Source organism: Granulicella aggregans (assembly GCF_025685565.1).
GTDB classification, from domain to species: Bacteria; Acidobacteriota; Terriglobia; order Terriglobales; family Acidobacteriaceae; genus Edaphobacter; species Edaphobacter aggregans_B.
Genome location: NZ_JAGSYE010000005.1, coordinates 134,800 through 161,078 on the forward strand (window position 1 = coordinate 134,800; position 26,279 = coordinate 161,078).

Below are 26,279 nucleotides of genomic sequence, written 5' to 3' on the forward strand. Positions count from 1 at the left end.
ACCCATGCGTCGTTTCAACTCCACCTACTTCCGCGACTTCGACTGGGTGCTGCTCGGCTTCGTTCTGTTGCTCTCGGTCATCAGCGTACTCGAGATCAAGTCCGCGACGCTCCAGACCAAGTTCCGCGGCTTCGAGACCAAGCAGGTGGAGTTCCTCCTCGTCGGCCTCGTCCTGATGTTCATCATCTCCATCGTCGACTACCACACGCTCATCGACATCGCCCCCTGGGCCTACGGCATCAGCCTGGTCTCGCTCGTAGCTGTCCGATTAGTTGGCAGCAAGGTCCTCGGAGCCCGCCGCTGGATCAAGCTCGGCAGCTTCCACTTCCAGCCGTCGGAGTGGGTCAAACTCGTCCTGATTGTCGCCGTTGCCCGCTACTTCTGGGGGCTAGCCGGACGAGATTTGAGTTGGAAGGACATTGGCAAGGTCTTCGCCCTGGTCTGCGTCCCCATGGCGATGGTGCTGCTCCAGCCGGATCTTGGCACCTCGTTGACCTACGTGCCGATCCTGGTCTGCGGCCTCTTCCTTGGCGGTCTGCGCATCAAGCAGGCGGCGATTCTGCTGCTCGTCTTCGCCCTCATCGGCGGAATCGCGTGGAAGTCTGGCAAGCTCCTCAAGCCCTACCAGAAGGCCCGCCTTACAGCCTTCATGGACCCCGACAACGACCCCAAGGGCTCCGGCTACCAGATTCGCCAGTCGCTCATCGCCGTTGGCTCAGGCGGAATCTGGGGCAAGGGAGCCAACAAGGGCACCCAGACCCAGGGCGACTTCCTCCCCATCCCCTACACCGACTTCATCTTTGCCGCCTTCTCGGAAGAGCACGGATTTGTCGGCGCGGTCGGCGTCCTCGTCCTCTACTTCCTCATCCTGATGCGCCTAATCCAGAACGCCCAGACCGCCTCCGACCTCCCCGGAGCCTTTATTATCATGGGGATAGTGGCGGTCATCGTCTTTCAGATCGCCGTCAATATAGGCATGGTTGTCGGGCTGATGCCGGTCACCGGGATTCCGCTGCCGCTGATGAGCTACGGCGGATCGTCGATTCTGTTCACATTTCTGGCGCTGGGAATCGTGATGAACATCCGCATACGGCGGTTTGTGAATTGATTCGCTACTTCAAGCCTCGGACGAATTGTGAAGAAATGGTCCGCCAAATTCGATAACGTTCGAGCAAACGTCCTGAGATACTCGTTGATGGAGCGATAAATGCGCGGTTCGCAAGAGGGGAAATTAGAAAAGAGGCGTGAAGAAGCTCTGTCCAGCGTCACCGGCGACAGGATCAACGTCGAGTTGATGGCGCAACGGGCTCGCCCTGCTGATGACCCAATAGACAACGATCTACTGAAGATCGTGCTGAGTAAATTTACTGCCATCGAAGCAGCAGTGAAAACCTCGACCTCTTTCACCGAACTACAAGACCTGATTGCGGATGGCGAATCGCAAGGTATTGCGAGCGCCTACTTCTGTCCAATGGGAGAGGCCCGAGACGAAGGAAATCGCGTGATCGACAACATGGAACTTTGGGGCATTCCCAGACCATCCATCAAAAAGCTCCGCGATAGTTTTGCCAAGGTTGTCGATCGGCCTGATGTGTCACCATACGCTGCACGCGCTGCTCTCCACGCAGTTTTCATCGAATTAGATGAGTGGACCGACTACATCGACGAGTACGAGGAAACAATGCGCCGATATACCCGTTGGCTGTTCGGTTCAAGCGCCGCGTTGCTCTTGATTGCAGGCTTGTGCTTCTATATCGCTCATTTGTTTCCTTTTGCAATGTGGCTGGGCCTGATCGCTGCAGGTGCCGTCGGAAGTTCGGTGAGTGTCATGGCAAAGATGCCATCGCTCGATGTGAGTTTGTCGGGGGAGTTGAACGCCTATGGCAGGAGAATTAGAAGTCGTATATCAACTGGCACAATCGGAAGTTTGATTGGTGTTGCTCTCCTGGGTTGGGGCGTGTTGCCTCTAACAATCAAAGACTTGGGGTTTGCTGACGCACTTGCAGCATGTACAGCGTATGGAGTTGTACCTTGTCCCATTACCAACATGCTTCTTGTCCTTGGAATCGCGATGCTTCTTGGAGTGAGTGAGCGGACTCTAACATCGTTTGAGCAGCGACTGCTGGGAAATGGGCCAAATTTGCGCACGCCTCGCCCTCGGTAAACGGATGGAAAAGGTACGATTGACTGGCTTGGTACCTATACAGCGAGGACTATTCATCTATGAATTCCAAGGCGCTGCAAGATGCAAAGGCTAAGTTTACCGAGTTGATCGATACGGCAAAACGCGATGGGCCGCAGATCATCACTCGGCGTGGCGTCGACGAGGTCGCCGTGGTGCCCATCGAGCAGTGGAAGCGTATGAGCGGTATGGCAAAGCCAACCCTGCTGGAGGTGCTTCAATCGGGCCCCACAGTTTGATCTCAATATCCCTGTCCGGGGCCGGATGCATCTGCGGAAGACCACCCGCTTTGTGAACGACCGGTAAAGTGGTAGAAATATCTTAGGCAGCCCGAACCTCGGCGGACCCCGGGATTACCCCGGATCGCCTTGGGCAACCCCTCTCTCAGTCACGGTTGACTTACTCGCCGGTCGTATAGAAACTGCAGGGATCGCAGTAGATGCAGCAGATTTGGTGCAATGCTACGCGCAACACCTGTACGGTCAGACGCCGTGCAGCGCAACAACCCGCTCCCTCTGGCGCAAGGCGCCGGCAGCGGCAACAAGACTTTAGAAAAAGGCCGGCCAGGCTGAGGATCGACTCCGATGGCCGGACAGGATTTTGGAATGATCGTATCCGGAAGGCAAACGGCCCCGCCTCTTAAAGAGGCTGTCTTGGTCACCTCCGCATGCCGATCGCCGCAAGAAGCATATCCCCGTGGTTCCGACACACGCCGCGCCGTCTCAGGCCGCTCCTCCAAGTGTGCCCAGGCAGATCTCCAGCCGGTAGTCGCCCTCGCAGCTTCAGCATTCCGCCTCCTGTCCTCACCAGAGGTGAGCGCCGCCTAGCTTCCAAGCAAGGCGCAAGCTCCCGATCCTTCGTCTGCCTGCCGCTCGCGACCTAACCCGTCCGGGCAGAAAGCAGAGCCATGTCGAAGGAAATTTACATCTCCAGCACCCCCCACGAGACCCGTCTCGCCATCGTCGAGAACGACGAACTCGCAGAGATCTACTACGAGCGCGAAAACGAGTACACGCTCGCCGGCTCCATCTATAACGGTCGCGTCACCCGCGTTCTTCCCGGCATGCAGTCGTCCTTTGTGGATATCGGCCTGGAGCGCGACGCCTTCCTTTACATCACCGACTTCATGGAAGAAGCCGGCGACTCGGCTGACTTCGAAGCCACCCATGGCGGCAGCGGCGAAGCCCGCGGCCCTCGTTCCGACAACAGGAACGGCGACCGTGGTAACCGCAATGATCGCGGAGACCGTGGCGAGCGTCCAGCTCCGCTCACCATCGAAGCCAGCGTCAGCGCTCCTGTAGAGAGCAACGGCGAAGGCCGCTCGGAAGGAAATCGCGACCGCAACGGTCGTGGCCGCAATCGCCGTGGACGCGGTAATCGCAACGGCGACCGCAGCCAGAATGGCGACCGCACCCCAAACAATGGCGATCGTACTCCTGCCGCCGACCGCCCCTTCGACGAAGAGGCTCCGCTCGCGGCTGTTGATTCTCCATCTTTCATTCCTTCTTCGACAGACGTCGAAACCATCGGCGAAGGCGCTCCCGGTGCAGACGGTAGCCGCCGCTGGCGTGGCCGTCGTGGCCGCCGCCGTGGCCGTGGAGTCTCAGGTCAGCCTGGTGAATCGACGCCCGAGACCAACGGTGTAGCCGCATCCGATTCTGGAGAATCCGAAGACTCCGCTCCCTTCGCCTCCGAGAACGCAAACTTTGTGGAGCACCACGAAGAGATCCCTGAGACATTTGCAGCCGCTCCCGTCCAGGAGACGTACACCGGCGAAGACGAACCCGCCCGCTCTGCTCCGCCTCGCGACGGCCAGCGTCGCGAAGGTGGCCGAAACGACCGCGGCGGTCGGAATGATCGTGGTGGCCGTGGCGATCGCAATGGCCGCAACGACCGTGGCGACCGCGCCCCGCGCGTTCCTCGCGGCTTCGCTCCCTCCCTTGGACTGCACGGCGTAGACTCCGCCTCCACCGAAGAAGAATCCTCCGCACCGGTAGAGCCGATCATCCTTCCCGGCGAGTCGCTCGGGAAGTACCGCCGCGACAGCGACGGCGCACTCGCCGAGGCAGCTCACGCACCGGCCAGCAGCGTTCCCGCCAACGTCATCATCCCCAAGCCAACGACCGTCATCGACGACTTTGTCGCGACCGCGTGGGATGGCGGCGCAGTTCTGCCGGGCGAGACCCTCTCTCGCCGCAATCGCAGCGATGCACCCCGCGAAGGTAGCCGTGATTCGCGTCGCGACGGTCGCCGTGAAGGCCGCTCCGAGTTCCGTCAGGACACTCGCCAGAACTTCCGCAACGAGGAGTTCCCAGCTCCAGTTGCAACTCCGCAGGTCATCCACGATGCCGAGGGCCTCAGCGTCGTCTCGCCGGTCGACGAGCAGCACGAGATCGCAGCAGTTGCGCACCACGAGCCGGAATCGCCCTTCGTGGAGACCATCCCCGCCGCTCTCGATCCCATCGCCGCCATCCCCGAGCCCGGCACCCCCGAACCGGTGGAAGCGGTCGAAACGGAACCCATCGCTCACATCGAAACCGAGTACGAGCCCAGCGAGGCCTCTGCCTCCTACCGCGTCGACCCCGTCGCTCCCAGCGAGTTTCGCCAAAGCGCACCCGTAATCGAAGAAGAAGTCTTCGAGGAAGAGTTTCTCGAAGAGGAGACACCACAGGTCGCAGACGCTGTCGATGCGGCCGACGGCCACGCTCCTGAAGAGCTGTCCGTCCCTGAAGAGCCGGCCATCCACGTCGACCACTCCCACCCCTTCAACCGTCTCGACGAAGATAACGCCGAGGTTGAGCCGCACGCCGTAGAACTCCACGCCGCAGCTGAGCCTGTCGAACCGGTCGTTCACCACGAGCCCGTGCCGCATCTCGACACCACCGGCGTCCCTCCGCCTCCGCCGCCGTTTTTCGCTCCCGCCGAGACCGCCGCAACTGAGATCACCACCATTGCGTCAACGGGCGAGATGCGTTCCGAGCAACTGTCCGTCGCTCCCGTGGCCGAGCACGCTGCCGCTCCGACCGAGCCTATTCTGCATGAGTCTAGCGTCGTCAGCACGAACAGCCTCCAGAGCTTCGCCCCCGGAACCGGCGCTCTAGAAGAAGAGCTGATGGACGACGAGGAGCACGAGGCGACTACTCTCCACGCCCACTACGACGAAGAGTTCGATGATCTCGAAGAGGAGACCCTCGAAGGCGCAGCCGACCTCGGCACGATGCTTCGCGAGATGTCCATCGACCAGATCACACGCCCCGTCGACGGCGAGTCCGAAGAAGACGAGGACGAAGACTTCGAAGAGGAAGACGCCGAAGGCTCTGCCGAGTTTGAAGAGGAGGGCATCACCGAAGACGGCAAGCCCACCGAGCAGTCCGCCGCCGACGCCGAGTTCTTTGCCAACACCTTCCGCGAACCCGGCCCCGACACTGAAGGCACCGTTTCCCGCACCGACTCCGACCGCCGCCCCCGCCGCGAAGGCGGACGCGATGGCCGCCGTGACGGACGTCGCGATGGCCGCGACCGTGACCGCAACCGCTCCCGGAACACCGGTGGCGAAGGCGACCGCACCCGCTTCAGCGGTGGTGGCGGACGTTCGCGCCAGTCCATGCAGGCGACCAATCTCCCCGCCATCAGCGACCTGCTGAAGCCCGGCCAGGAGATCCTCGTTCAGATCGCCAAGGAGCCCATCGCCAAGAAGGGTGCGCGCATCACCTCGCACATCGCTCTCCCCGGCCGCTTCCTGGTCTTCATGCCGACCGTCAACCACACCGGCGTCTCGCGCAAGATCGAGTCCGACAGCGAACGCCGCCGCCTCAAGGAGATTCTGCTCTCCGAGAAGGGCGAGGCCTCCGGCGGCTTCATCGTCCGCACTGCCGCCTCGGGCGCAAGCGAGGACGAGCTCCGCTCCGACCTCCGCTTCCTGCTCAACCTCTGGGCCGACATCAAGCAGCGGTCGGAATCGTCGAAGTCGCCAGCGCTGATCTACCACGACCTAAATCTGGTGGAGCGCATCCTGCGCGACCAGGTCACCGACAACTTCTCCGCCATCTGGGTCGATACCGAGAGCGAGTACGAGCGCGTCCTGCGCTTCCTGCAGCGCTTCCAGCCGCAGCTCATTCGCCGCGTCAAGCTCTACACCAAAGAGACGCCGCTCTTCGAACAGTTCGGCATCACCGAAGAGATCAACAAGGCGCTCCGCTCGAAGGTATGGCTCAAGTCCGGCGGCTCGATTGTCATCAACCAGACAGAGGCTCTCGTCGCGATCGACATCAACACCGGCAAGTTCGTCGGCAAGACCGCACGGCTCGAAGACACCATCGTCAAGACCAACCTCGATGCCATCCCGGAGATCGTTCGCCAGATCCGTCTGCGCGATCTCGGCGGCATCATCATCATCGACTTCATCGACATGGATGAACGCAAGAACCGCAACAAGGTCATGGCCGCGCTTGAAGAAGAGCTCAAGTCCGACCGCGCCCCTTCAAAGGTTCTCCAGTTCAACGATTTCGGTCTCGTCGCTATAACTCGCAAGCGCGTCAAGCAGTCGCTCGAACGTACACTCTCCACCACCTGCGGCGTCTGCCAGGGAACCGGCATGACCAAGTCCCCCATCACCGTCTGCAACGACATCTACATCGAGATGCGCAAGATGCACAAGCATCTCGACCGCGGCGACGTGATGCTCCGCGTGCACCCGGAGGTGGTCAAGCAGTTGAAGTCCGGCACCGCAAAATGGCTGCAGGAGATGGAAGAGATGGTCGGCAAGACCATCCTCGTAAAGAGCGATCCCAGCCTCCACCCGGAGCAGTTCGACATCCACTAAGACTCACCGCTGGTGAACTGCTGATGTTGATCTCAGTGAAAAGGCGCGGCCACAGCCGCGCCTTTCACTTTTCCGTCGGTGAAACTCAGTAGTCCAAATCTACCTTTCGTGCGTCATACATACACAGCCCGCAACAACCGGCGAAAAGCCGGGTTGAACGGGAACAAGTAAGCAGAACCTTTTTACGGAGTCCCATCGATGCAGATATCGTCCCGCCCTCTCCAGATCTTCACCCGGGTCGCAGCCGTAGCAGTTTTCGCTGGCTCGGCCACGCTCGGCCTTCACGCCCAGCAAGCCACATCTGCCGCACAGTCCATCTTTTTCGTTGCGCCGCAGACGACTCAGTCGCTGATCGCCGCCAACGACGCGCCCGCGGAGATCGGCTACAGCACCAGCGCCGGTGCGGAAGAGACAGCCGACGCGGTAGGCTACATCGCCAATCCCACGCCGCAGCCTCCTCCGCGTCGCTACGGCCGCCGCCCGGTTTATGCAGACTCTTCGCATAACGCCGACGGCTCCGCGAAATACACCTTCTTTGGCGGCGCTGGAGTTACCCTTCCTACGGGCGGCACGCACGCGTACTTCTCGCCCAGCTATGACTTCCAGGTCGGTGGCGGCCGCAACTTCAATAAGAAGTTCGCCGCGCTGATCGAATTCGACTGGCACAACTTCGGCATCCAGACCAACACGCTGAACAATCTTCTCGCCATCTATAACGGCGAGAACGTGCAGGCTGGTCTCCCCGAGGTCGGCGGCCACGCCCATATCTGGTCTTTCACCGTCGGCCCGCAGTACACCTTCTTTCAGGCCGACAAGTTCGGCAGCTACGTTATCGGCGGCGTCGGCTTCTACCACAAGGTCACCGACTTCACGACGCCTGAAACCGGAGAGTATTGCGACCCCTATTACGGATGCTACGAGTATCAAGCGAACGCAACCATCGACGATTACACAAGTAATGCGTTTGGTGTGAACGGCGGCGTCGGCTTCACCTATAAGCTGTCGCGCTTCAGCGACCTCAAGTTCTACGGCGAAGCGCGCTACGTCTACACCGCAAACTCATCACGTCCCTACTACGACGGCACCACCGGCACCAGCCTTAGCGCCACCTACTTCAACGTCTTCCCGCAGAACAGCGCAAAGACCACCTACATTCCACTTACCTTTGGAGTCCGCTTCTAACGTCATTCAATTGAAGCAAACGCTAAGAGGCCCGGCACTGATCCTGCCGGGCCTTTTAGCGTTGTAGACAACCTACAATAGAGAGGACACGCCGACGAAAGAGAAGTTCCGACCCATGCTGACCCTCCGCCCCGCAACTCCTTCTGACATTCCAGCCATCCTTGGCTTCATCCGAGAACTAGCTCTCTACGAACGCGAACCCGACGCCGTCTTCACCACGGAGGCGGACCTACTCCGCGACGGTTTCACTGAACCTCGCCGCTTCCACTGCCTCATAGCCGAGTGGGACGCAACACCCGTAGGCTTCGCGCTCTACTTCTACAACTACTCCACGTGGGAAGGCCGACCCGGCATCTATCTTGAAGATCTCTACGTCCAGCCCGCACAGCGCGGGAAGGGAATCGGCAAGTCCATACTGACCCAGCTCGCCGCCATCGCCGTGGAAGAGGACTGCGCTCGCTTCGAATGGAGCGTTCTCGACTGGAACCAACCTTCAATCGACTTCTACCACGCCATGGGCGCAGTCATGAAGAGCGAGTGGCGCGGGATGCGGATCGATGGCGAAGCCCTCAGGAATCTCGCAAAACAATATGTAACTGAAGAAGTTGCAAAATAATCTCGTCTACGCTTGGAGTCGGTCATTCTGAGCGTAGCGAAGAATCCCCGTATTTCGGACTCGCCACAAAATGAAAAAGATCAAGATCATCGGCGGTGGCCTCGCCGGCCCAGAAGCCGCACTTACTGCCGCCAGACTCGGCTGCGAAGTCTCTCTCTACGAGATGCGCCCGCACCGCTCTACCGAAGCCCATCAAACCTCCGACTTCGCCGAGCTCGTCTGCTCGAACTCGCTCAAGTCCGAAAGCGAAAACTCCGCGCCCTGGCTGCTCAAGCAGGAGATGCGCCGCGCCGGATCGCCTCTTCTCGAAGAGGCTGACGCGACAGCCGTCCCCGCCGGCCACGCCCTCGCAGTCGACCGCGAACTCTTCTCCGCGCGAGTCGCAGCCCGCATCTCCGCCGAGCCTCGCATCACCGTCTATCGCGAAGAGGTCACCGAACTCCACGAGAATGATCCTGAAATAGTTACAATTCTCGCCAGCGGCCCGCTTACCAGTCCGGCGCTTACGAAAGAACTCCAGCGCCTCACCGGCGCCGATCACCTCGCCTTCTACGACTCCATCTCACCCATCGTCGACGCCACCACCATCGATATGGACAAGGTCTACTTCGCCGCCCGCTGGGACAAGGGCACCGCCGACTACATCAACTGCCCCTTCACTAAAGAGGAGTACGAGACCTTCCTCGACGCCTTGACCACCGCCGAGAACGTCGAAGCGAAGGACTGGGAAAAATTCCCTGTCGACGGCACTGCCAACAAGCTCCAGTACTTCGAAGGCTGCCTGCCCATCGAAGAGACCGCCCGCCGCGGCCGCGATACGCTACGCTTCGGCCCCATGAAGCCCGCGGGTCTTACCAACCCGAAGACCGGCCGCTGGCCCTATGCCGTCGTCCAGCTTCGCCAGGAGAACCTCCGCGCCGACAGCTACAACCTCGTCGGCTTCCAGAACCACCTCAAGTACGGCGAGCAGGCACGCGTTCTCCGCCTCATCCCCGGCCTCGAGAACGCGAAGTTCCTGCGCTACGGCCAGATCCATCGCAATACCTACATCCACGCTCCCAGCCTGCTCACCGAGACGCTGCAACTCAAGGCCCACCCAAACATCATGATCGCCGGCCAGCTCTCCGGCGTCGAAGGCTACACCGAGTCCATCGCCAGCGGCATGTTGGTTGGCCGCTACGCCGCAGCCATCGCGAGCGGCAAGACGCCCACGCCCGCGCCGCGAGCCTCCGCCAACGGCAGCCTCACCCACTACATCACCCACGCCGAGACGAAAAAATTCACCCCGGCGAACATCACCTTCGACCTCCTTCCACCGCTAGAGGCAGAACTCCGTAAGAAGATGCGCGACAAGAAGGAGCGCCATAAGCTGCAGTGCGAACGCGCCCTTGCAGCCTGGGGCGCGTGGCTGCACTCGCTAACTGACCACTGAACCATCCCGGTGCGCTTCGCGTATCCTTTGACGACACCGGGAATGGATACAAGACGCGCCAATCCGCGAACGACAGCCGGAAGCTGGCTGAGAAGGCACCTCGTCCTCCGCGTCTTCGATCGCCGGATACTCTTCGAAGAGATATTCGCCCGGGTCGCCAAGATCTTTCGTCTCGATGACCTGCTGAACTATCTCACGCAGACATTGGTAACAGGGCTGGATCTCTCTTCACTGACCATCCTTATCAAGTGTGACAACTCGTTTGAGGTCGTGCGGACTTCAGGCAACGTCAACGTCTCGGGCGTGCCGTTCGCCACGAACTCCTCCACCATCTCGCATCTGAAACGAAACTCGCGGCCCACGATTCTCGATAAGGGGCGCACCGACGCATGGCGTCTTCTGGCCTCGAACGACGAGATCGCGGTGCTCGACAGGCTGCATGCCCAGATGCTGCTGCCGTTGGTCGGTCGCACCGGATTGGTTGGCTTCGCGGCGCTTGCCCAGCGCGGCAACAAGGGCTTCTCACTCTACGATCTCTATCTTTTTCGCCAGCTTGGCAAACACGTCGGTCTCGCGCTCGAAGCCGCCATGACGCTTGAAGTCCTCAGCAAAGAGTCTGCTCACCGAGCCAGCGCCAACCGTGAACTCGAACTCGCACGCGAGGTGCAGGAGCGCATGTTTCCGCAGCGAGTGCCGAGCATCCCGGGTGCGACCATTGCCGGTCGTTGTGTCTCCGCACAGGCCGTTGGTGGCGATTACTACGACATCTTCCTCACCGTCGATGGCGACATCTGCTTCGCCCTTGGCGACGTCAGCGGCAAAGGCATCTCTTCGGCCTTACTGATGGCGACACTTCGCGCTTCCTTGCGTACGCTCATACTCGACAACGACCTCAGCCCCACGCAGCTTGTCTTCAAACTTAACCGGCTCATCCACGAGGCCTCGGCGCAGAACCGATTCGCCACCTTCGCTGTTTTCTTCTACAAGCCGCAGACGCGCTCTTTGACTTACGTCAATGCGGGCCACAATGCACCGCTGCTGCTGCGCGGTAAGGATGTCCTCCGGCTCGAACGCGGCGGCCCAGTGCTGGGTCTCTTCCCCGACTGCACCTATGAACAGGAGACGATCGAAATCGAGCCCAGCGACCTCCTGTTGGTCTACAGCGACGGCGTTACCGAGTCGATCAATGCTGCTGGGGATGAGTGGTGCGAAGAGGGATTGATCGCCGCGATGCAGCATCGCCGCAAGGGAGCGGATGTGATCGTGGAGGATGTCTTCAAAGCGCTTCACCTCTTCGCCGACGGAACCCCGCAGCCAGATGACATCACCCTGCTTGTCTTCGAATCCGAGGCGCTGAGGCCCGAACTTCAAGACACGCGACGACTCGAAGAAATTGTGCCTGTCGCAGTTACAGATAAATCCAGTCTAAGCCTGGAGTCAATTCACAGCCTCAATTAAGCCTTTCAGCGAGCAGGTGATCGGCGACCCGCAGAGCGTTGGCGATGATCGTGAGGCTCGGGTTCACGGCGCTCGCTGATACGAAGCAACTCGCGTCGACAACATAGAGGTTGTCCAACTCATGCGCCTTGCAGTTGGCGTCCAGAACGCTCGTCGCCGGATCATGTCCCATGCGGCATGTTCCATTCTGGTGGCCGACACCTTCCAGCGGAATCCGCTTCTTGAAGTATGCATGTAGAGGCACAGAAGTCTGCGCGTGTCCCGCTCGCTTCAGCACATCGACCCAGCGATCCTTGAGACGATTGAAGCTCTCAACATTGTTCGGCGTGTAGGATAGCTGGATCCTTCCTGGCGCGGCGATCTGTCCCGCGGTAGCTTCGTTCACCCTTCCGGTATCACTGGCGCCATGTGCCCCGGCAACGCCGGGGGAAGCGGTACTGACTGAGTTCGGAGTCGCGTTGTGAAGGGTCACGCGATTGTCAGGATCAGGCAGGTCTTCGGTGGTCAGCCACCACGGCACCGCATGCTGCTTCATCGTCTCCAGCACGAAGCCCGGCGTGAGCGGAGGGGCATCGCCTTTCATCATCTCGTGATGAAAGCTGCCGACCGGCTGCACCTGCCCCAGCGGGTACGGATAGTTATCGTCCGTGTCCCGCAGGTAGAAGTCGTTTGTGCCCCAGGTCTTGGTATAGCTGTCGTGATTTGGCTGGGTCGAGAGCGCAAGCAGCGCATCGGCCTGGTGATACATGAAGTTGCGCCCCACCTGGTCAGAGCCATTCGCCAGACCACGTGGATGCTTGTCATTGCCCGATGCCAGAAGGATTACGGCAGAGTTGATCGCGCCCGCGCAGACGGCGAAGAAGCCCGCCTCGTAGCTCGCTATGCCGTCCTTGCCATGGTCAACCTCTACAGAGAGAACGGCGGTTCCCGACGCATTCGTCAACAGCCGCAACACGCGCGCGTTCGTCATCAAGGTCACGTTTGGCAGATGCATGATCTCGCGAATGCAGTTGATGTCGGAGTCAGACTTGGCATGCATCAGGCAGGGATAGCCATCGCAGGTATCGCATCGGATGCACTGGCTCGCCACCGGATCAGCCGCATTGAGTTTCAGTCCCAGCGGAATAGGAAAGGTGTTGACGCCGAGCCCGCGGACGTCGTCTTCGATCGCCTGCATCCTGGGCTCATTCTCGAAGGCAGCATATGGATAAGGCTTCGAGTGAAAGGGCTCGGTGGGATCGAAGCTGCTGCCCATTCCATCCGCCACTTCCGGGCCATTTCCACCTGGACCCAGGCTGCCATGGACATGAAACAATTCCTCCGCCTGGGTGTAGTAAGGCTCGATGTCCGCATAGGAGATAGGCCATGCGGGCGAGATGCCGCCCTTGTGCTGGATCACGCCAAAGTCCTCGGCCCGCATGCGAAACATCGCCGCCCCATAGACCTTCGTCTGGCCACCAACGAAGTAGGCCTGCTGCGGATGCAGCGGCTTACCGTCTTTATCCTGCCACTCCTCTTTGGTGTGGTACCGGTTGTCGATGAAGACAGCGGACGTGTCCCAGTTGAGCTTCTCCTGCGGCATGAACCCGCCGCGTTCAAGGATCAGGAGATGCTTGCCCGCCTTAGCCAGACGGTGGGCAAGAGCTCCTCCACCTGCACCGGTCCCGATAATAATCGCGTCGTAGGTCGTCGCCATAGCCGGTTAGATGCGCCTGAGAGAGCTCGCAAGGCGACCGATATCAGGTTTACTCCGTCTTCTTCTTATTCCTCGCCTTCACCTTGAACCAGATCGGGCTTCCGATAAACCCGAAGTTCTCGCGAATCTGATTTCCCAGGAACCGCTCAAACGAGAAGTGCAGCTTCACATCCTTGTCCGTGAACAACACAAACGTCGGCGGAGCCACCGCAGCCTGCGTCATGTAATAGATCCGCACACGCTTGTTCATCGGAACGCTGGCTTTCTGGAAGTCGACCTTCTCAAGGAAGCGATTCATCTGGCCCGTCGTCACGCGCTTGCGGCGCTCGCGCGAAACCAGCTCCACCTTCTTGAAGACTGACTCGATGTTTTTTCCATCGGCCGCGGAGATGAATAGCAACGGAGCGTAGTCCAGATACTTCAGCTTGTCGCGAACATCCTGCTCGTAGATCTTCTGGTCGGCAGGAGGTTTGCCGTCGAACAGCCGCATACCGTCGGGACCGACCTTCGTCATCAGGTCCCACTTGTTGATGACGATGATGACGCTGCGTCCGCTCTCGTGCGCGTAGCCGCCAATGTTCGCATCGGCAGCGGCAACGCCTTCACCCGCATCGATGACCAGCAACGAAACGTCCGCCGCTTCAAGGTGCTTCCTCGCCATGATGACCGACAGCTTCTCGGCCATCAGCTTTGTCTTGCCCTTGCGGCGGATGCCAGCTGTGTCGACGAATCGGAAGTTATGCCCGCCGCGCTCGACCACCTCATCGACGGCATCGCGCGTCGTCCCCGCAATCGGCGAGACAATCGCGCGATCGGTGCCGGTCAGCGCATTCAACAGCGTGCTCTTGCCCACATTGGGCCGCCCGATAATGGCGACTTTTGTCTCCTTGTTGTCGTACTCGCCATGCGAGCGCAGTCGGCGCACCTTTACCGGCGCTGCGTCTGACTCATGCTGCAAAGGCTCCGGCGAAAAGTCCGGCCCGTCCTCATCCTCTTCAAGCTCGTTGTCCGTGGTCAGCATCACTGCTTCAGGCTCGTGCTCACCTTCTTCGGGAAGCACCTCGAAGACCGCATCGAGCAGATCGCCTATGCCCGATCCATGCTCAGCAGAGATCGGCATCACGTTGCGGAAGCCGAGCCGACGGAAGTTCTCCGCGCCCGCCAGAAGAGCATCCGTGTCCATCTTGTTCACGGCGAGGAAGACCGGCTTGCCACCGCGCAACAGTAGCCGCGCCAACTCCAGATCAGGCGATGCAAGCTCCGTCCGTCCATCGACGACCATCACAATCGCGTCAGCCTCTTCCAGCGCAACCTGCGCCTGGCGGAAGATCTCGCTTGGGATCAGCGCTTCGTCATCGGGAATTACGCCGCCGGTATCGACGATGCGCGCATCGCGTCCCATCCACTCGATTTCGCCGTAGATGCGGTCGCGTGTAATACCCGGCTCGTCGCCGACGATCGAACGCCGCGATCCCGTCAACCGATTGAACAGCGTGCTCTTGCCCACATTGGGTCGGCCGCAGACCGCGATCAGCGGCAGGTCCGCAGCCTCAGCCGCAACGCCTGTCTCCACCGAGAATCCAGCAGCAATCGCCTCAACGTCGCGCCAGTCGTCCTCGATCAAGCGCTCGCGGCCAGCCACATTCGCTGAACGCGGCGTCTGCCGTCCAACGATGCCGTCGGCTGGCCGAGCTTCCTTACCGCCACGGCCGGGTGCCCCATCCATCGCGGCTTTAGTGCGATGGGTGGGCTTTTCCCCCGTCGCAATCGTTTTCTTGGACTCAAACTCCGGCGACCGCCGCGAGATCCTCTTTGCCGCAGCCTTCTTCGCGGCTGCCGTTGAAATGACCTTGCGCTTGCGCGGATCGACCGCTCCGGTCGTCGGCGTCGACTTCGGCGCGCGCCCCTTCTTGGGCCGCGTCGCTGCCTGCCGGTGCTTCTTGCCTAATCTCTTCCGATCGTCTTTTTGCGCCATTGTTCACCCTTCTTGCCCAACGCGAATCAATGCGCGCAGACCTCACCCTCTATTATAGGAACGATCGTGAAAATACCTGCAAAGAAGGCTCTGATTGGAGCAGCTTATGGGATCGCTCTTGTCGCCTTGAGCGTCCTCATAGCCGGAGGAGGCGACGGAATTTACCTCGCGGTCGTCATCTCGGAAGCTCCGTTGCCGTTTGCCGCAAGCTTTCCGATGTCTCTTTCAGTGGGGCTGGTCTCTACTTACAGCCTTTTGGGGCCGCCATTGCTCTGGGCGGGAATAGCCGCCCTCACTCAAACATCCCGGAGATGGATATTTCCTGTAGCTGTTGCGATTCACTACGTCTCTGCCGTTCTCTATGTCTCGCACTACTGGAATGACGACTTCAATGATCCGTACCGGAACGTCGTGCAAATTGTCCGCTACGAGGCCCCGTACCTCCTGACCTTGGCAGCCGTCTACATCTGTGGCCAATTCTGGCTATGGAGTAGCTTCGTAAAATATTCGCCCGGCAAACGCCTCTCCTCCGCCTAGTCCGCAGATATCATCGACACAGTCCACTGTGTCTTCACCCGTTCAAATCGTGCCTGCGCCGCCCGCGAACCCTAATCCTTCCGGCCGCCTGCCCACGCTCAAGGAGTTCTTCTCTCCCGGCGGCATCCTCGCGGAATCTACCCTCGCCTTCGAGCACCGCCCCGGCCAGTTCGAGATGGCCAAAGCCGTAGAATCCGCCTTGACCGACAAGCGACACCTCATCGTCGAAGCGGGAACGGGAACAGGGAAGACCCTTGCCTACCTTCTGCCCGCCCTTCGCATCGCCCGCGAGCGCCAGCAGCGCATCATCATCTCCACCGGCACCAAGAACCTACAGGAGCAGCTCTACTTCAAGGACGTCCCATTCCTCGAATCGCTGCTCGGGCCGCTGAAGGTCTGCTACATGAAGGGCCGCGGCAATTATCTTTGCCGCCACAAGCTCTACGCCCTGCGCGCAACGCCGTTACTGAACGGCCTCGAAGAGATCTCGCAGTTCAACGCCATCAATTCCTGGGAGCGCGACACCCCCACCGGCGACCGCGCCGAGATTGACGAGCTCCCCGAGAACTCCCCACTCTGGCACAAGCTCGACGCTCGCACCGAGGCCTGTCTTGGCCAGTCCTGCCCGGACTGGGAGCGCTGCTTCGTCACCGGCATGCGGCGCAAGGCGCTTGAGTCCGACATCGTCATTGTCAACCACCATCTCTTCTTCGCCGACCTCGCCATCAAGCAGCAGGCTGCCGGAGCGCAGGACGCCGGCATCCTGCCCGAAGCCGCAGCCGTCATCTTCGACGAGGCCCACGAGCTCGAAGCGGTCGCCAGCAACTACTTTGGCATCGGCCTCTCTACACAGCGCTTCGACGAACTCACCCGAGACATCGAGCTGATGCTCAAGTCCAAGGACGCGCTCTCCAGCTCCATCACCAGCGCCTGCACTAGCCTGCACGACCGCGCCCGTCTCTTCTTTGCCGCCCTGCCTTCTGATAGCAACGCGAACATCGGTCGCATGCCCTTCGACCGCCGCGTGGACTTCCTCGAAGAGAGCGGCGACTCCTACACGGCCACGCTCAACGCGCTCACCCGGCTCGAAGGCGAACTCGAGCGCGTGAAGAACGTCGACGAGATTCCCGGACTGCGCAACCGCGCCTCGGACATCCGTCGCAGTCTGAACTTCCTGCTCGAATCGACCGACCGCAACACTGTCTTCTGGATCGAGCGCCGAGCTGTCGGAGGAGTGAAGAACCTGGCCCGCGCCCCACACGCTCCCGCTTTCAACACGCACCTGCAGGCGACGCCCATCGACGTCTCGGAGCTACTCGCTACCTCGCTCTTCGATGCTTACAGCTCCGTCGTCCTCACCTCGGCGACCCTCACTGTAGCTTCCACGCCCAGCGCCAATCAGCAACCGCAGGAGAGCACCGGCGCTGGCTTCGACCACATCCGCAAGCGCCTCGGCCTTGTCTCGGCGCGCGAACTCGTCGTGCCCAGCCACTTCAACTACCAGAAGCAGGCGCTGCTGTACCTTCCGCCCAACCTGCCCATCCCCAGCGACCCCGACTTTGCACCACGCGCCGCCGAACGCATCCGGAGAGTCCTCGAGATCACGCAGGGGCGTGCCTTCTGCCTCTTCACCAGCTACACCGCCATGCGCGACATGCACGAGCGCATCTCCGCCCAACTGCCTTACCCGCTGCTACTCCACGGCACCGCCCCACGCCACGTCCTGCTGCAACAGTTCCGGGACACACCCAACGCCGTTCTCTTCGGTACTTCGAGTTTCTGGCAGGGTGTCGACGTGCAGGGCGAGCAACTCTCCTGCGTCATCATCGACCGCCTCCCCTTCGCCGTACCTTCCGACCCCGTCGTTAAAGCCCGCATGGACGCCATCGAAGCCGAGGGCGGCAAGCCCTTCTTCGACTACCAGGTCCCCGCCGCCGTCATCACGCTGAAGCAGGGCTTCGGACGGCTGATTCGCTCACTCGATGACCGGGGAGTGCTGATGCTGCTCGACCCCCGCATCCAGCGCCAGCGCTACGGAAAGATTTTCCTCGACTCGCTGCCCCCGTATCGCGTCACGCAGGAGATTGGGGATGTGGAAGCTTTCTTCAACGACCAGCGCTGAGCCTCGGTGGCTCAGCCAATCGTCTCTCGGCCCCACTGCAAATAGGCACATATCAAGACCGATGCCCAGCAGCGGGTCTTCAAGGGCCGATCCTTCTATTTTCGACGGGAATACCTAGCGTCGACGTCTTTCATGAGTCAGTCTTTCTCTTGGGATTTTCCGATGTTGCTGTTGACTAGCCTCTCGTAATCGCTTTGGAGCTTCTTCAGACGCCCTTCAATCGCTGGGATAATGCCGTCAGGAAACGGCTCACCCACGTCGATCGGATTGAGATCGTAGGTGTTCGTGGCCCTAAGTGCCCGATAGACTGCGACGTGCCGGATGTAGGCCGCAAAGCCTTCCGCTAGTTCTTCGTCTGCTCCCGCAAGATAGATGTTCGATTCGATGAGAGAGACGATCTCCTCTTGATTCTTGATCAAGTAGTTCAGCTCGATCTCACGCCCGATGCGATCCGGAATCCGTGTTGCAGTGTCCGATAACTGAGGAATGATCCTCCAAAGCGCGCTATCCTTCACGAAGCGAAAGTAAACCGGCCAATAAAACGAAGAAAGCTGCTTCTCTCGAAATTCGATCTCACGTGTGCGTTTGTTTTTTTCAATCTCATTTTGGAGGACGACTTTGTCTCTTTCGAGATCAGACATTTTTTTCTGAGCATTTCTATAGTCCTCTAGTCTCCTGCTTATCCAATAGCCGAGCAGCAGTGCTATGAGAGCAAGAGCCCCCTTGTCAAGAAGCGTCAGAAGTAACTGTTGGTGGAAACTAGTCATAGCGGCTCGAGCCCCCTCAGGCGGGGCAATGTATTACAGCAAGGCTCTTTCCCCGATCCGCAATTGAATCATCTGTCCTTGGCCCAGTAAAGGAAATTACGTCTCATTATCTGACCTGGCAGTACGCTGGCTACAGAGACCTGACCCCGTTTCCCTTGGGACCGCCATCCCCAACCCTACCCACCAGGTCCAAGACCCGTCCTGCCAGACCACCCATCTCACCCACTCTAACGCTGTCATAGCAAACTTCGGTAAGATAACGACGTTGTCTCGCAGGAGGCGCAACATGATCGGCGACCTCTACCTTGTGTCCCCATCCCTTCCAGCACTGCGGCAAAAGAAACAAGCCCGCATTCTTCCGCTCATGTTGTTGCTGGCGCTCTTCGCTCTCATCGCCTGCGGTGGCGGCGGTAGTCCTTTGCCTGCTCCCGTTCCCGCCGCGAAGCCCCAGATCGCCTACACCGGCCCCGGAGTCCCCGGCCAGGTCGCTGTCCAGGAGCTCTACACTGCGAACCTCGACGGCTCCAACACCGTCGAGATCAAGCAGGACACACTCAACAAGTTCCTCTCCCACTTCTCGCCCGATGGCACCCGCCTCCTCTACACCAAGTTCCTAGCCGGCAAGTTCGGCGACGTCGCTCCTACCTGCGACATCTTCATCTACAACCTCGCCACCTCCACGGAGACCCGCCTGACCACCACCGGCACCGCCATCATGGCCACCTGGTCGCCCGATGGCCAGCACATCGCCTTCGGCACCTACGACGGCACCGGCCTCTACATCATGAATCCCGACGGCACCGGCCAGCACCTCGTCGGCCAACCCACCGGAGCCATTGACGACCTCGTCTGGCACGACTTCGCCTGGGCTGGGGACAAGTCTGGCGACAACTGGATCTACTTCGTCGTCGAACAGACCACCAACAGCTGCCTCAAGGTCCGCCTCGACAAGATCCGTCCGGACGGCACCTCCCGTACCCAGGTCACCGATGGCGGCCCCCACTGCACCCCGCCCAACATGGAGCCCTACGGCGACGCCGATCCCGGCGTCAGCGCCGACGGCCAGACCGTCTACAGCTCGCGCGGACTCTCGCCCCTGCCCGCCGACCACACCCAAACGCTTCGCCATCTCTACGCCTACTCAAGCGCCGCCTACACCCCCGGCAAGGTAGAGAACGACCTCAGCATCGCCACCAAACCCGACTGCACCGTCGGCGTCCCCAAAGGCTCGCCCGACGGCACTCAGATCCTCGTCTTCCTCTTCTGCCCCAGCGATATGCAGCACGTCGGCGTCACCCTCACCAACCTTGCGGGCTCTTCGTGGACCTTCATCGCCACCGGCTTCGGTCCGGACTGGAACCCCACCACGCAGCCTTGAATCCTTTCAAAGGGCTGTCGATCTGCCTTCACGAACTCCTCTCGTGCGGCGGTCGTACTTCAATCGCAGGAACTTCCTCAAGTATCCTTGTCTAAGCCCCATGGGACGCAACCTCTACATCCTCGCCGCCACGCTTTTCCTCTTCGCTCTGGTCTCCTGCGGCGTCTCGTTCACCAACATCGCGCAGCAGCCCGGCTCGCCCGGTGACACCTCACTCTGGCGCACCATGGGCCTCGGGCTCTTCGTCATCTCGTTGTTAGTGACCCTCGGAGGCATCTTTTCCTCGCTCTTCGAGCAGGCGGAGCGCCGCGCCGAAGAAGAGCGCCGCCGCAAGCGTTCGCGCTGATTCACTCCGTAAACCGATACAATCAATGCTGTGGCTGTTCTCCGTTTTATCCGGCCGCGATGCACGAAGGGATCGACGAAAGCAATGTTTGAAGTCACCGTAGAAGCCGGCTTCTCCTCCGGCCACTACCTGCGCAACTACCAGGGCAAGTGCGAGAATCCGCATGGCCATAACTACAAAATCTTCGTAACGCTGATCGGCGATCAGCTCGATGAGACGGGCCTTCTTCTCGACTTCAAGCTGCTCAAGAACCTGTTGCGTCCCGTCGTCGACTATCTCGATCACCAGATGATCAACGACCTCAAGCCGTTCGACGAGATCAACCCATCCGCTGAAAACCTCGCTCGCTACTTCTACCAGCAGACCGCGCAGCAGCTCAGCGACATGACTGGTGGTCGCGTCCGCGTCAAGGACTCTACCATCTACGAGACCGACACCAGCTTCGCCCGCTACTACGAATAGGGCCTAGGCCGCTGCCGAATTGGCCGCAGCCAGTAGAAAGACCAGCGGCGCGTTCCAGTTGATCGCGATCTCGTTGAGCGAGTAAGCGCGTTCGTCGTCGGCCCACATGCGCATGGGTGGAAGCTGCGGAAGCTCCTTCGCGACTGAATCGCTGCGGCCGGAGTTGGGGCCGCCGGAGAGCAGGCCGGGCCAGGGCTTTTCGATCTTGTCGGCGGCGCTGGGACGGTGATGTGGGTGCATAAACGGACGTATTCCCAACTGCGTAACCCAGGAGACGCCAAGACAATTGCGACCGACGAGGTAGTCGAGGTTGCTCAACGCGCAGTCGACGTGATCGCTCTTCCTGGCAATGCGGTGTGCGACAAACAACAGCAGCGACTGGTTTGCGGCAACCGAGTTAGACCCCCAGTTATAGTCACGCAGAGACATCGTGTTGCCGTAGCCGTTGGCCTTGCTGCGCAGCACGAGATCATCCGCAGCGCGGAGTGTGGCCTCGCGAATCCTTTGTTTGGCCTCGACCGAGCCACCTCGCTCGCTCATCAGATACGTCCAGCAGGCCATTGGCATCACGCCGCCCCATCCGGGCGCGTCGATCCTGAGACCCTTCGCCAGCGCCTGCAGAAATGCCTTTTCGTACTGCTCTTCGCCCGTCGTGCGCCAGAGTTCGGCTGACGCCCACTCGATCTCATCGCTACAGTCCCTATCGCCATAGCCTCCCGTCGAAACGCCAGCAGGGTTGGTGAACTCGACATCAGGATTGGCTTTCGCCCATGTCCACGCGGCCCGCGATGCCTTAAGGCAAAGCTCGGCGAAGTTCGCGTCGAACGGGCGGTAGCAGCGCGAGGCGATGGCCATGACGGCTGCCAGATCGGCGGTGGCGCAGGTGCTCTTGTAGGGCGCACTCCCGGTGCCGATGACATAGCTCGTGAGATGATCGTCCTCCGGCATGATGAAGCCGCAGAAGTGCTCGCTGGTCTGCTTGTGAAAGACACCACCGTCGATGTCCTGAAGAGTGAGCATCCATTCCAGGTTCCAGCGAATCTCGGCGAGGTGATCGGGCGTTCCCTTGCCGGACTCCGGTATGTCGAGCTTCAGCGTGCGCAGCGCATCGGGATACATCTCCCACGCCCATAGCAGCGTGCCGCAGGTGATGCCGGAGTTCACGACGTAGCGGCCGTAGTCGCCGGCATCGTGCCAGCCGCCGTGGCTGGCTAGCTTGCCGGTCTTGCCCGAGGAAACGTGATAAGCGCCATCGAGGTGGCAGGCAGCGTGACGGTAGCCGCCGCCGAGGTCAACGGCGCAGCCGCAGCGCTGCCCATAATACGACCGCATCGTCAGGTAGAGCGCATTCGCATATACGTCGTCGCGGATTGGAAAGGGGGCGCTTAATGCGTTCCCAATCTCGAAGCGGTAGACACCGGATGTCCTAAGCGCAGAGAAGTCTGCCAGCCGAACCGTGTCCCCAGAAGCTTCGTCCTTTACCGGCGGGGTAAGGTTGCCCTTGAAGGCGACCTTACCGGTCACGTCATCGTGGATGCGAAAGATTGTTTCGCTCGAACTGACGATGGTGGCAATCTTCGTTCGTGTCGGCTGAAAGCCAAGTTGATTGAAGTACACGCCCTGCGGTGGACGCGTTTCGGCGAGACTGAAGCCGCGGCTGAGTGACATCGTCGCCGTGGCTGCGAGGTATCTGAGCAGAGATCTGCGTTGCATAGAAAACATCATAGATGTCTACCGGAAATCTCTGTAGACGGCGTGTCAGACGACGATCACTCCCCCGCGTAAGCCCTGCTTTTCCAACTCACCGCTCCGCCGGTTAGCTTCCGCGTCAGCGAGTACCACTGGATCGCCAGCAGCACAGCTATCCCTAATGGATGCAGTAAAGCCCCGCGCCAATCCTGTCTGAAAGCGCGGGCCGCAAGCACTCGCGGAAACCACGCCGCCGCGACCGCCACGGCAATGTAGACTGCGACCTCGGGCTTCACCTCATGGCCCGCCAGCAGCGAAATCGCTAACAGATACGGCACGATCTGCCCTAACACCAGCACCAGCGAGATGGGCAGAATCCGCACCGGCGCTGCGATTCCTTCGGTCGCGTTCTTGGCAAGCCCCTGCCACACCTGCCCTGCGTTCCGGTACATCCTGCAACGGGCGTAGTCCGTGATGTCTGCGAGGTCGGTCTTCATGCCGTGTTGGCGAAAGAGCTTCGGCAGCAGAAGCCCATCGTGCATCGTGGCCTTGATCGCTGCATGGCCCCCGGCGGCGAAGTAGCTTCCGCGATCCACCATCATGAACTGCCCGCAGCCTGCTGCGAACGCCGGATCGGTGCTCCGTCTCATCCTGTCGAGTGGAAGGAACCCCAGCAGCACGAAGTGAATCAGCGGCAGTAGCAACCACTCCAGAAAGGTCCCCGTCTCCTGCCGCGGGAAGCCGCTGACCAGCGGAGCTTGCGTTAACTCCATGAACGCAACCATCCGGACGAGCGCGTCTGGCTCAAGCCTTACGTCCGCATCGACGAAGCAGAACGTGTCGTACTTGGCGACATGCGCCAGCGACCAGCACGTATGCTGCTTCCCGTTCCATCCGGGCGGAAGCTTCGGTGCAAGCTCCAGCCGCACGCGAGCATCCCGAGCCGCCATGGCAGCGACAATTGCGCCGGTGCCGTCCGTTGAGTGGTCGTCCATCACCACCACCTCAAACTGCACTCCAAGGCTCGTGAATACGGAGGAGACCGCAGCCTCGATGCCATGCGCCTCATCGCGCGCGGGGATGAGCACCGAAACTCCGGGCCGTCTTTCATCCGAATCTGGAATCAGAAGAGCAGGAGCCTCGTATCTGCGAAGGTTCATCACAAACAACACAGCAGGTGTAAGCGCGCACAGCATGGATGCTACAGAAAGTGTGTAGAACATCACCGAGCTCATTTGGGCATCTCCTGCATCGGTGTGTGCTCCGGGACGTAAGGCCGACGCGTCACGAAGGCCTTCACTCGCTTTCCAAGTGCATAGAAGCCGCCCGTCCCGAGGCTGCCTCGCGTCAGCAGCTCAAACGCAGCCGGATCCCGGGCCACCGCCTTGCTCTTCAACGCCTCGAGCGCCTGTTCCAGCGCCCCAATCGAGCGTCGCTGCACAGTCTCGACCGCCTCACCCGCATGAACGATCACGGGATCGGCGAAGCAGAGCAGCGTCTCAGGCAGCCGCTCATCCCAGAAGGGGTATTCAATGGCAAGGGGTAGTAGAGTGCAGCTTCCGCACTGCGCCGCTACGCGTGCTGCCAGTGCGGCCATGCCCGCCTTGAACTCCAGAGGCCGCTCGCGCGGATCAGCGAAGCGCCCCTGCGGCGTCACCCACAAGACTCCGCCCGATTCAAGCACCGCCTCACCCGTCCGCAGGAACTGCACCGCTCCTCGAGCCGACGCCATCTCCACGGGAAAGATGCCGAGCCACTTCAAAATCCCATACTTTTCAAGAGCTGCAGCATCCATCGGCGCGTAGTGTCTGCGTTCCGGCATCAGCTCCGCCGCCAGCAGCACCGAAACCATGGGGTCCCACCACGAACTGTGATTTGCGTACACGATCAGCGGCCCGTCGATGCCCTTGAAACGCTCCGCATGTGCGATGCGCACAGCGTGGAAATGGCGACGAAAGTATCCCCGCACAATGCGCCGGAAGAACAGCAGGATCGGCGTCGAGATGGTCGGGAGAATCATGCAGGTAGCTTAGCCTATCGCGTCTTCACTTGGTTGAATCCTCATGCGCGAGCCGTCTGGTCCAGCGTATCGGCCGCGATCCATCCCGACATCATCACCATCGGCATTCCCGGCCCCGGATGCGCCGCGCCGCCTGCAAGATACAGCCCATCCACTTCGCGGCTTTTGTTCGCCGGCTTGAATGCTCCATTGAAGACACCATGGCTCGAGATGCCATAGATCGCTCCGTTCAGCACGCGATAGCGATCGTGAATATCCTGCGGCGTAAGCGCAGACTCGTAGACGATCCGCTCTTCGATGTCTTCCATGCCAGCCGTCCGCTTCAGCTTGTCCAGGATCACCTGCCGATACGCTGGAAACATCTTCGTCCAGTCATGATGCGGTCGCAGATACGGCGTATGCACCAGCACGTACAGCGCTTCGCCTCCCGGAGGCGCGCTGGCCGGGTCGCTGAACGATGTCGCCGCAAGGTAGCAGGTCGGATCAGGAGCAGGCTCGCCGAGATCGTAAATGTGGTGGAACTCCTCATGCGGGTCGCGCGAGAAGACGAAGTCGTGATGCGCGAGGTGCTCGTACCGCTTGTTCAGTCCGAGGTACAGCACCACGCCGGAGCACGCAGGCTCATACGTGCGCTTCGCATCGAAGTGCCGCTTCACCTCGCCGCCAATTAGCTCGCGATGTGTCCGCACAGCGTCAGAGTTCGACACGACCGCGTCGAAGCGATGCACAATGCCCTTCGTCGTCACCAACCCTTCGACGGCATGGCCATTCGTGAGGATCTTCGCAACATCGGTCTCAGGATGGAAGACAACGCCAAGCTCAGTCGCCAGCTTCACCATTCCTTCCGGAATCGCGCGCGTCCCGCCCATCGGGTACCAGATGCCTTCTTCCATCTGCATGTGGCCGATCGAACATAAGATCGCCGGCGACGCATCCGGTGAGCTGCCCACATACTGCACGAAGTGGTCGAGCATCTGCGCCGTATTCGCGTCGGGGATGAACTCGCGGATCGTGCCTGCAACCGTCTTGCCCAGCCGCATCCGCATCACATCGCGCAGCACATTCAGGTCGAACGCTCCACCCACATCCATCGTGTCGCGCATCGACCCAATCGATCGCCAGAAGAAAAACCGGTCGCTGATGGAGTGCAACTGCTCGGACATCTCAAGGAACTTTACATAACCCTTGCCCATCGAGGGCCAGACGGCCTCAAGCTGCGCCGCCATCTCCTCGGCGTTGTCCTTCAGGTCCAGACGTGTGCCGTCCTCGAAGAAGCACCGCCACTGCGGATCGAGACGCACCATCGGCACATAATCTTCCATCTTTCGTCCAGCTTCATCGAAGATCTTGCGCAGCACCGACGGCTGAATCAAAATCGTTGGCCCCATATCGAAGCGGAAGCCCTTCTCGCAAAGCTGTGCGGCCTTGCCGCCAAGCCACGCATTCTTTTCGAAGACCTCCACGCGATGCCCGCGCGCGGCCAGCGTACACGCCGCTGCCAATCCCGCAAGCCCGGAGCCTATGACGCCAACGCGCTTGCTCGTCTCCTGATGTACGCCGTTGCTGCTGTTGCCCAAAGCCATATTGCTCCTTCG

General features: G+C 60.4%; 20 protein-coding genes. 13 read left to right on the forward strand and 7 right to left on the reverse strand.

Annotation, left to right across the window (positions count from 1 at the left end; translation table 11 throughout):
• Positions 1 to 4: 4 nt before the first annotated feature.
• From rodA to OHL18_RS21190, 8 genes are all read left to right on the forward strand, one after another.
• On the forward strand, positions 5 to 1,108 hold the full coding sequence (gene rodA, locus OHL18_RS21155; RefSeq protein WP_263376871.1) for a rod shape-determining protein RodA: 1,104 nt from the start codon (positions 5 to 7) through the stop codon (positions 1,106 to 1,108).
• 99 nt (positions 1,109 to 1,207) lie between these two features.
• Positions 1,208 to 2,164 (forward strand): hypothetical protein, encoded by a 957-nt coding sequence (locus tag OHL18_RS21160; protein WP_263376872.1) that lies wholly within the window; start codon positions 1,208 to 1,210, stop codon positions 2,162 to 2,164.
• Positions 2,165 to 2,223: 59 nt separating this feature from the next.
• Complete coding sequence (locus OHL18_RS21165) at positions 2,224 to 2,421, forward strand: type II toxin-antitoxin system Phd/YefM family antitoxin (protein ID WP_263376873.1); 198 nt, start codon at positions 2,224 to 2,226, stop codon at positions 2,419 to 2,421.
• A 668-nt stretch (positions 2,422 to 3,089) separates the two neighbouring features.
• Positions 3,090 to 7,004 (forward strand): Rne/Rng family ribonuclease, encoded by a 3,915-nt coding sequence (locus OHL18_RS21170; protein ID WP_263376874.1) that lies wholly within the window; start codon positions 3,090 to 3,092, stop codon positions 7,002 to 7,004.
• A 198-nt stretch (positions 7,005 to 7,202) separates the two neighbouring features.
• Positions 7,203 to 8,186 (forward strand): hypothetical protein, encoded by a 984-nt coding sequence (locus OHL18_RS21175; protein WP_263376875.1) that lies wholly within the window; start codon positions 7,203 to 7,205, stop codon positions 8,184 to 8,186.
• 115 nt (positions 8,187 to 8,301) lie between these two features.
• Positions 8,302 to 8,802 carry a GNAT family N-acetyltransferase gene (locus OHL18_RS21180; RefSeq protein WP_263376876.1) on the forward strand — a complete coding sequence of 167 codons (501 nt, stop codon included), beginning with the start codon at positions 8,302 to 8,304 and terminating at the stop codon, positions 8,800 to 8,802.
• A 70-nt stretch (positions 8,803 to 8,872) separates the two neighbouring features.
• A complete protein-coding gene (gene trmFO / locus OHL18_RS21185) occupies positions 8,873 to 10,234 on the forward strand; it encodes a methylenetetrahydrofolate--tRNA-(uracil(54)-C(5))-methyltransferase (FADH(2)-oxidizing) TrmFO (protein WP_263376877.1) in 1,362 nt (453 codons plus the stop codon).
• A 42-nt stretch (positions 10,235 to 10,276) separates the two neighbouring features.
• On the forward strand, positions 10,277 to 11,692 hold the full coding sequence (locus OHL18_RS21190) for a PP2C family protein-serine/threonine phosphatase (RefSeq protein ID WP_263376878.1): 1,416 nt from the start codon (positions 10,277 to 10,279) through the stop codon (positions 11,690 to 11,692).
• Here OHL18_RS21190 and OHL18_RS21195 read toward each other — a convergent pair.
• Positions 11,685 to 13,388: a GMC oxidoreductase gene (locus OHL18_RS21195; protein ID WP_263376879.1), complete on the reverse strand. Its 1,704-nt coding sequence runs from the start codon at positions 13,386 to 13,388 to the stop codon at positions 11,685 to 11,687. The two genes, OHL18_RS21190 and OHL18_RS21195, sit on opposite strands and share 8 nt — an antisense overlap.
• A 49-nt stretch (positions 13,389 to 13,437) precedes the next feature.
• Positions 13,438 to 15,363 carry a ribosome biogenesis GTPase Der gene (der, locus tag OHL18_RS21200; RefSeq protein ID WP_263376880.1) on the reverse strand — a complete coding sequence of 642 codons (1,926 nt, stop codon included), beginning with the start codon at positions 15,361 to 15,363 and terminating at the stop codon, positions 13,438 to 13,440.
• Between the two features lie 66 nt (positions 15,364 to 15,429).
• Here der and OHL18_RS21205 point away from each other — a divergent pair, with 66 nt between their 5' ends.
• Together OHL18_RS21205 and OHL18_RS21210 are read left to right on the forward strand one after the other, a co-directional pair.
• Positions 15,430 to 15,900 (forward strand): hypothetical protein, encoded by a 471-nt coding sequence (locus tag OHL18_RS21205; RefSeq protein ID WP_263376881.1) that lies wholly within the window; start codon positions 15,430 to 15,432, stop codon positions 15,898 to 15,900.
• A 28-nt stretch (positions 15,901 to 15,928) separates the two neighbouring features.
• The gene (locus OHL18_RS21210; protein WP_263376882.1) at positions 15,929 to 18,022 is read left to right on the forward strand and encodes an ATP-dependent DNA helicase; all 2,094 of its coding nucleotides are present in this window, start codon (positions 15,929 to 15,931) and stop codon (positions 18,020 to 18,022) included.
• A gap of 137 nt (positions 18,023 to 18,159) precedes the next feature.
• Here the strand turns inward: OHL18_RS21210 and OHL18_RS21215 are convergent, their stop codons facing one another.
• Complete coding sequence (locus tag OHL18_RS21215) at positions 18,160 to 18,663, reverse strand: hypothetical protein (protein ID WP_263376883.1); 504 nt, start codon at positions 18,661 to 18,663, stop codon at positions 18,160 to 18,162.
• Positions 18,664 to 19,075: 412 nt separating this feature from the next.
• Between OHL18_RS21215 and OHL18_RS21220 the strand changes: the two genes are divergently transcribed.
• From OHL18_RS21220 to queD, 3 genes are all read left to right on the forward strand, one after another.
• Positions 19,076 to 20,167 carry a TolB family protein gene (locus OHL18_RS21220; protein ID WP_263376884.1) on the forward strand — a complete coding sequence of 364 codons (1,092 nt, stop codon included), beginning with the start codon at positions 19,076 to 19,078 and terminating at the stop codon, positions 20,165 to 20,167.
• A 100-nt stretch (positions 20,168 to 20,267) separates the two neighbouring features.
• On the forward strand, positions 20,268 to 20,513 hold the full coding sequence (locus tag OHL18_RS21225) for a hypothetical protein (RefSeq protein ID WP_263376885.1): 246 nt from the start codon (positions 20,268 to 20,270) through the stop codon (positions 20,511 to 20,513).
• 84 nt (positions 20,514 to 20,597) lie between these two features.
• Positions 20,598 to 20,975: a 6-carboxytetrahydropterin synthase QueD gene (queD, locus tag OHL18_RS21230; protein WP_263376886.1), complete on the forward strand. Its 378-nt coding sequence runs from the start codon at positions 20,598 to 20,600 to the stop codon at positions 20,973 to 20,975.
• A gap of 3 nt (positions 20,976 to 20,978) precedes the next feature.
• Here queD and OHL18_RS21235 read toward each other — a convergent pair whose 3' ends face one another.
• From OHL18_RS21235 to OHL18_RS21250, 4 genes are read right to left on the reverse strand one after another with little or no spacing between them, the layout of a single operon-like run.
• Complete coding sequence (locus OHL18_RS21235; protein WP_263376887.1) at positions 20,979 to 22,688, reverse strand: glycoside hydrolase family 9 protein; 1,710 nt, start codon at positions 22,686 to 22,688, stop codon at positions 20,979 to 20,981.
• Between the two features lie 56 nt (positions 22,689 to 22,744).
• The gene (locus tag OHL18_RS21240) at positions 22,745 to 23,899 is read right to left on the reverse strand and encodes a glycosyltransferase family 2 protein (protein ID WP_263376888.1); all 1,155 of its coding nucleotides are present in this window, start codon (positions 23,897 to 23,899) and stop codon (positions 22,745 to 22,747) included.
• A complete protein-coding gene (locus OHL18_RS21245) occupies positions 23,896 to 24,684 on the reverse strand; it encodes a lysophospholipid acyltransferase family protein (protein WP_263376889.1) in 789 nt (262 codons plus the stop codon). Before OHL18_RS21245 ends, OHL18_RS21240 begins: the two co-directional genes overlap by 4 nt.
• 41 nt (positions 24,685 to 24,725) lie before the next feature.
• Complete coding sequence (locus OHL18_RS21250; protein WP_263376890.1) at positions 24,726 to 26,267, reverse strand: phytoene desaturase family protein; 1,542 nt, start codon at positions 26,265 to 26,267, stop codon at positions 24,726 to 24,728.
• Positions 26,268 to 26,279: the final 12 nt, after the last annotated feature.

Coding starts and splice junctions, on each gene's coding strand:
- rodA (WP_263376871.1), top strand. CDS start 5: ATGCGTCGTTTCAACTCCACCTACTTCCGCGACTTCGACTGGGTGCTG.
- OHL18_RS21160 (WP_263376872.1), top strand. CDS start 1,208: ATGCGCGGTTCGCAAGAGGGGAAATTAGAAAAGAGGCGTGAAGAAGCT.
- OHL18_RS21165 (WP_263376873.1), top strand. CDS start 2,224: ATGAATTCCAAGGCGCTGCAAGATGCAAAGGCTAAGTTTACCGAGTTG.
- OHL18_RS21170 (WP_263376874.1), top strand. CDS start 3,090: ATGTCGAAGGAAATTTACATCTCCAGCACCCCCCACGAGACCCGTCTC.
- OHL18_RS21175 (WP_263376875.1), top strand. CDS start 7,203: ATGCAGATATCGTCCCGCCCTCTCCAGATCTTCACCCGGGTCGCAGCC.
- OHL18_RS21180 (WP_263376876.1), top strand. CDS start 8,302: ATGCTGACCCTCCGCCCCGCAACTCCTTCTGACATTCCAGCCATCCTT.
- trmFO (WP_263376877.1), top strand. CDS start 8,873: ATGAAAAAGATCAAGATCATCGGCGGTGGCCTCGCCGGCCCAGAAGCC.
- OHL18_RS21190 (WP_263376878.1), top strand. CDS start 10,277: ATGGATACAAGACGCGCCAATCCGCGAACGACAGCCGGAAGCTGGCTG.
- OHL18_RS21195 (WP_263376879.1), bottom strand. CDS start 13,388: ATGGCGACGACCTACGACGCGATTATTATCGGGACCGGTGCAGGTGGA.
- der (WP_263376880.1), bottom strand. CDS start 15,363: ATGGCGCAAAAAGACGATCGGAAGAGATTAGGCAAGAAGCACCGGCAG.
- OHL18_RS21215 (WP_263376883.1), bottom strand. CDS start 18,663: ATGTCTGATCTCGAAAGAGACAAAGTCGTCCTCCAAAATGAGATTGAA.
- OHL18_RS21220 (WP_263376884.1), top strand. CDS start 19,076: ATGATCGGCGACCTCTACCTTGTGTCCCCATCCCTTCCAGCACTGCGG.
- OHL18_RS21225 (WP_263376885.1), top strand. CDS start 20,268: ATGGGACGCAACCTCTACATCCTCGCCGCCACGCTTTTCCTCTTCGCT.
- queD (WP_263376886.1), top strand. CDS start 20,598: ATGTTTGAAGTCACCGTAGAAGCCGGCTTCTCCTCCGGCCACTACCTG.
- OHL18_RS21235 (WP_263376887.1), bottom strand. CDS start 22,688: ATGCAACGCAGATCTCTGCTCAGATACCTCGCAGCCACGGCGACGATG.
- OHL18_RS21240 (WP_263376888.1), bottom strand. CDS start 23,899: ATGAGCTCGGTGATGTTCTACACACTTTCTGTAGCATCCATGCTGTGC.
- OHL18_RS21245 (WP_263376889.1), bottom strand. CDS start 24,684: ATGATTCTCCCGACCATCTCGACGCCGATCCTGCTGTTCTTCCGGCGC.
- OHL18_RS21250 (WP_263376890.1), bottom strand. CDS start 26,267: ATGGCTTTGGGCAACAGCAGCAACGGCGTACATCAGGAGACGAGCAAG.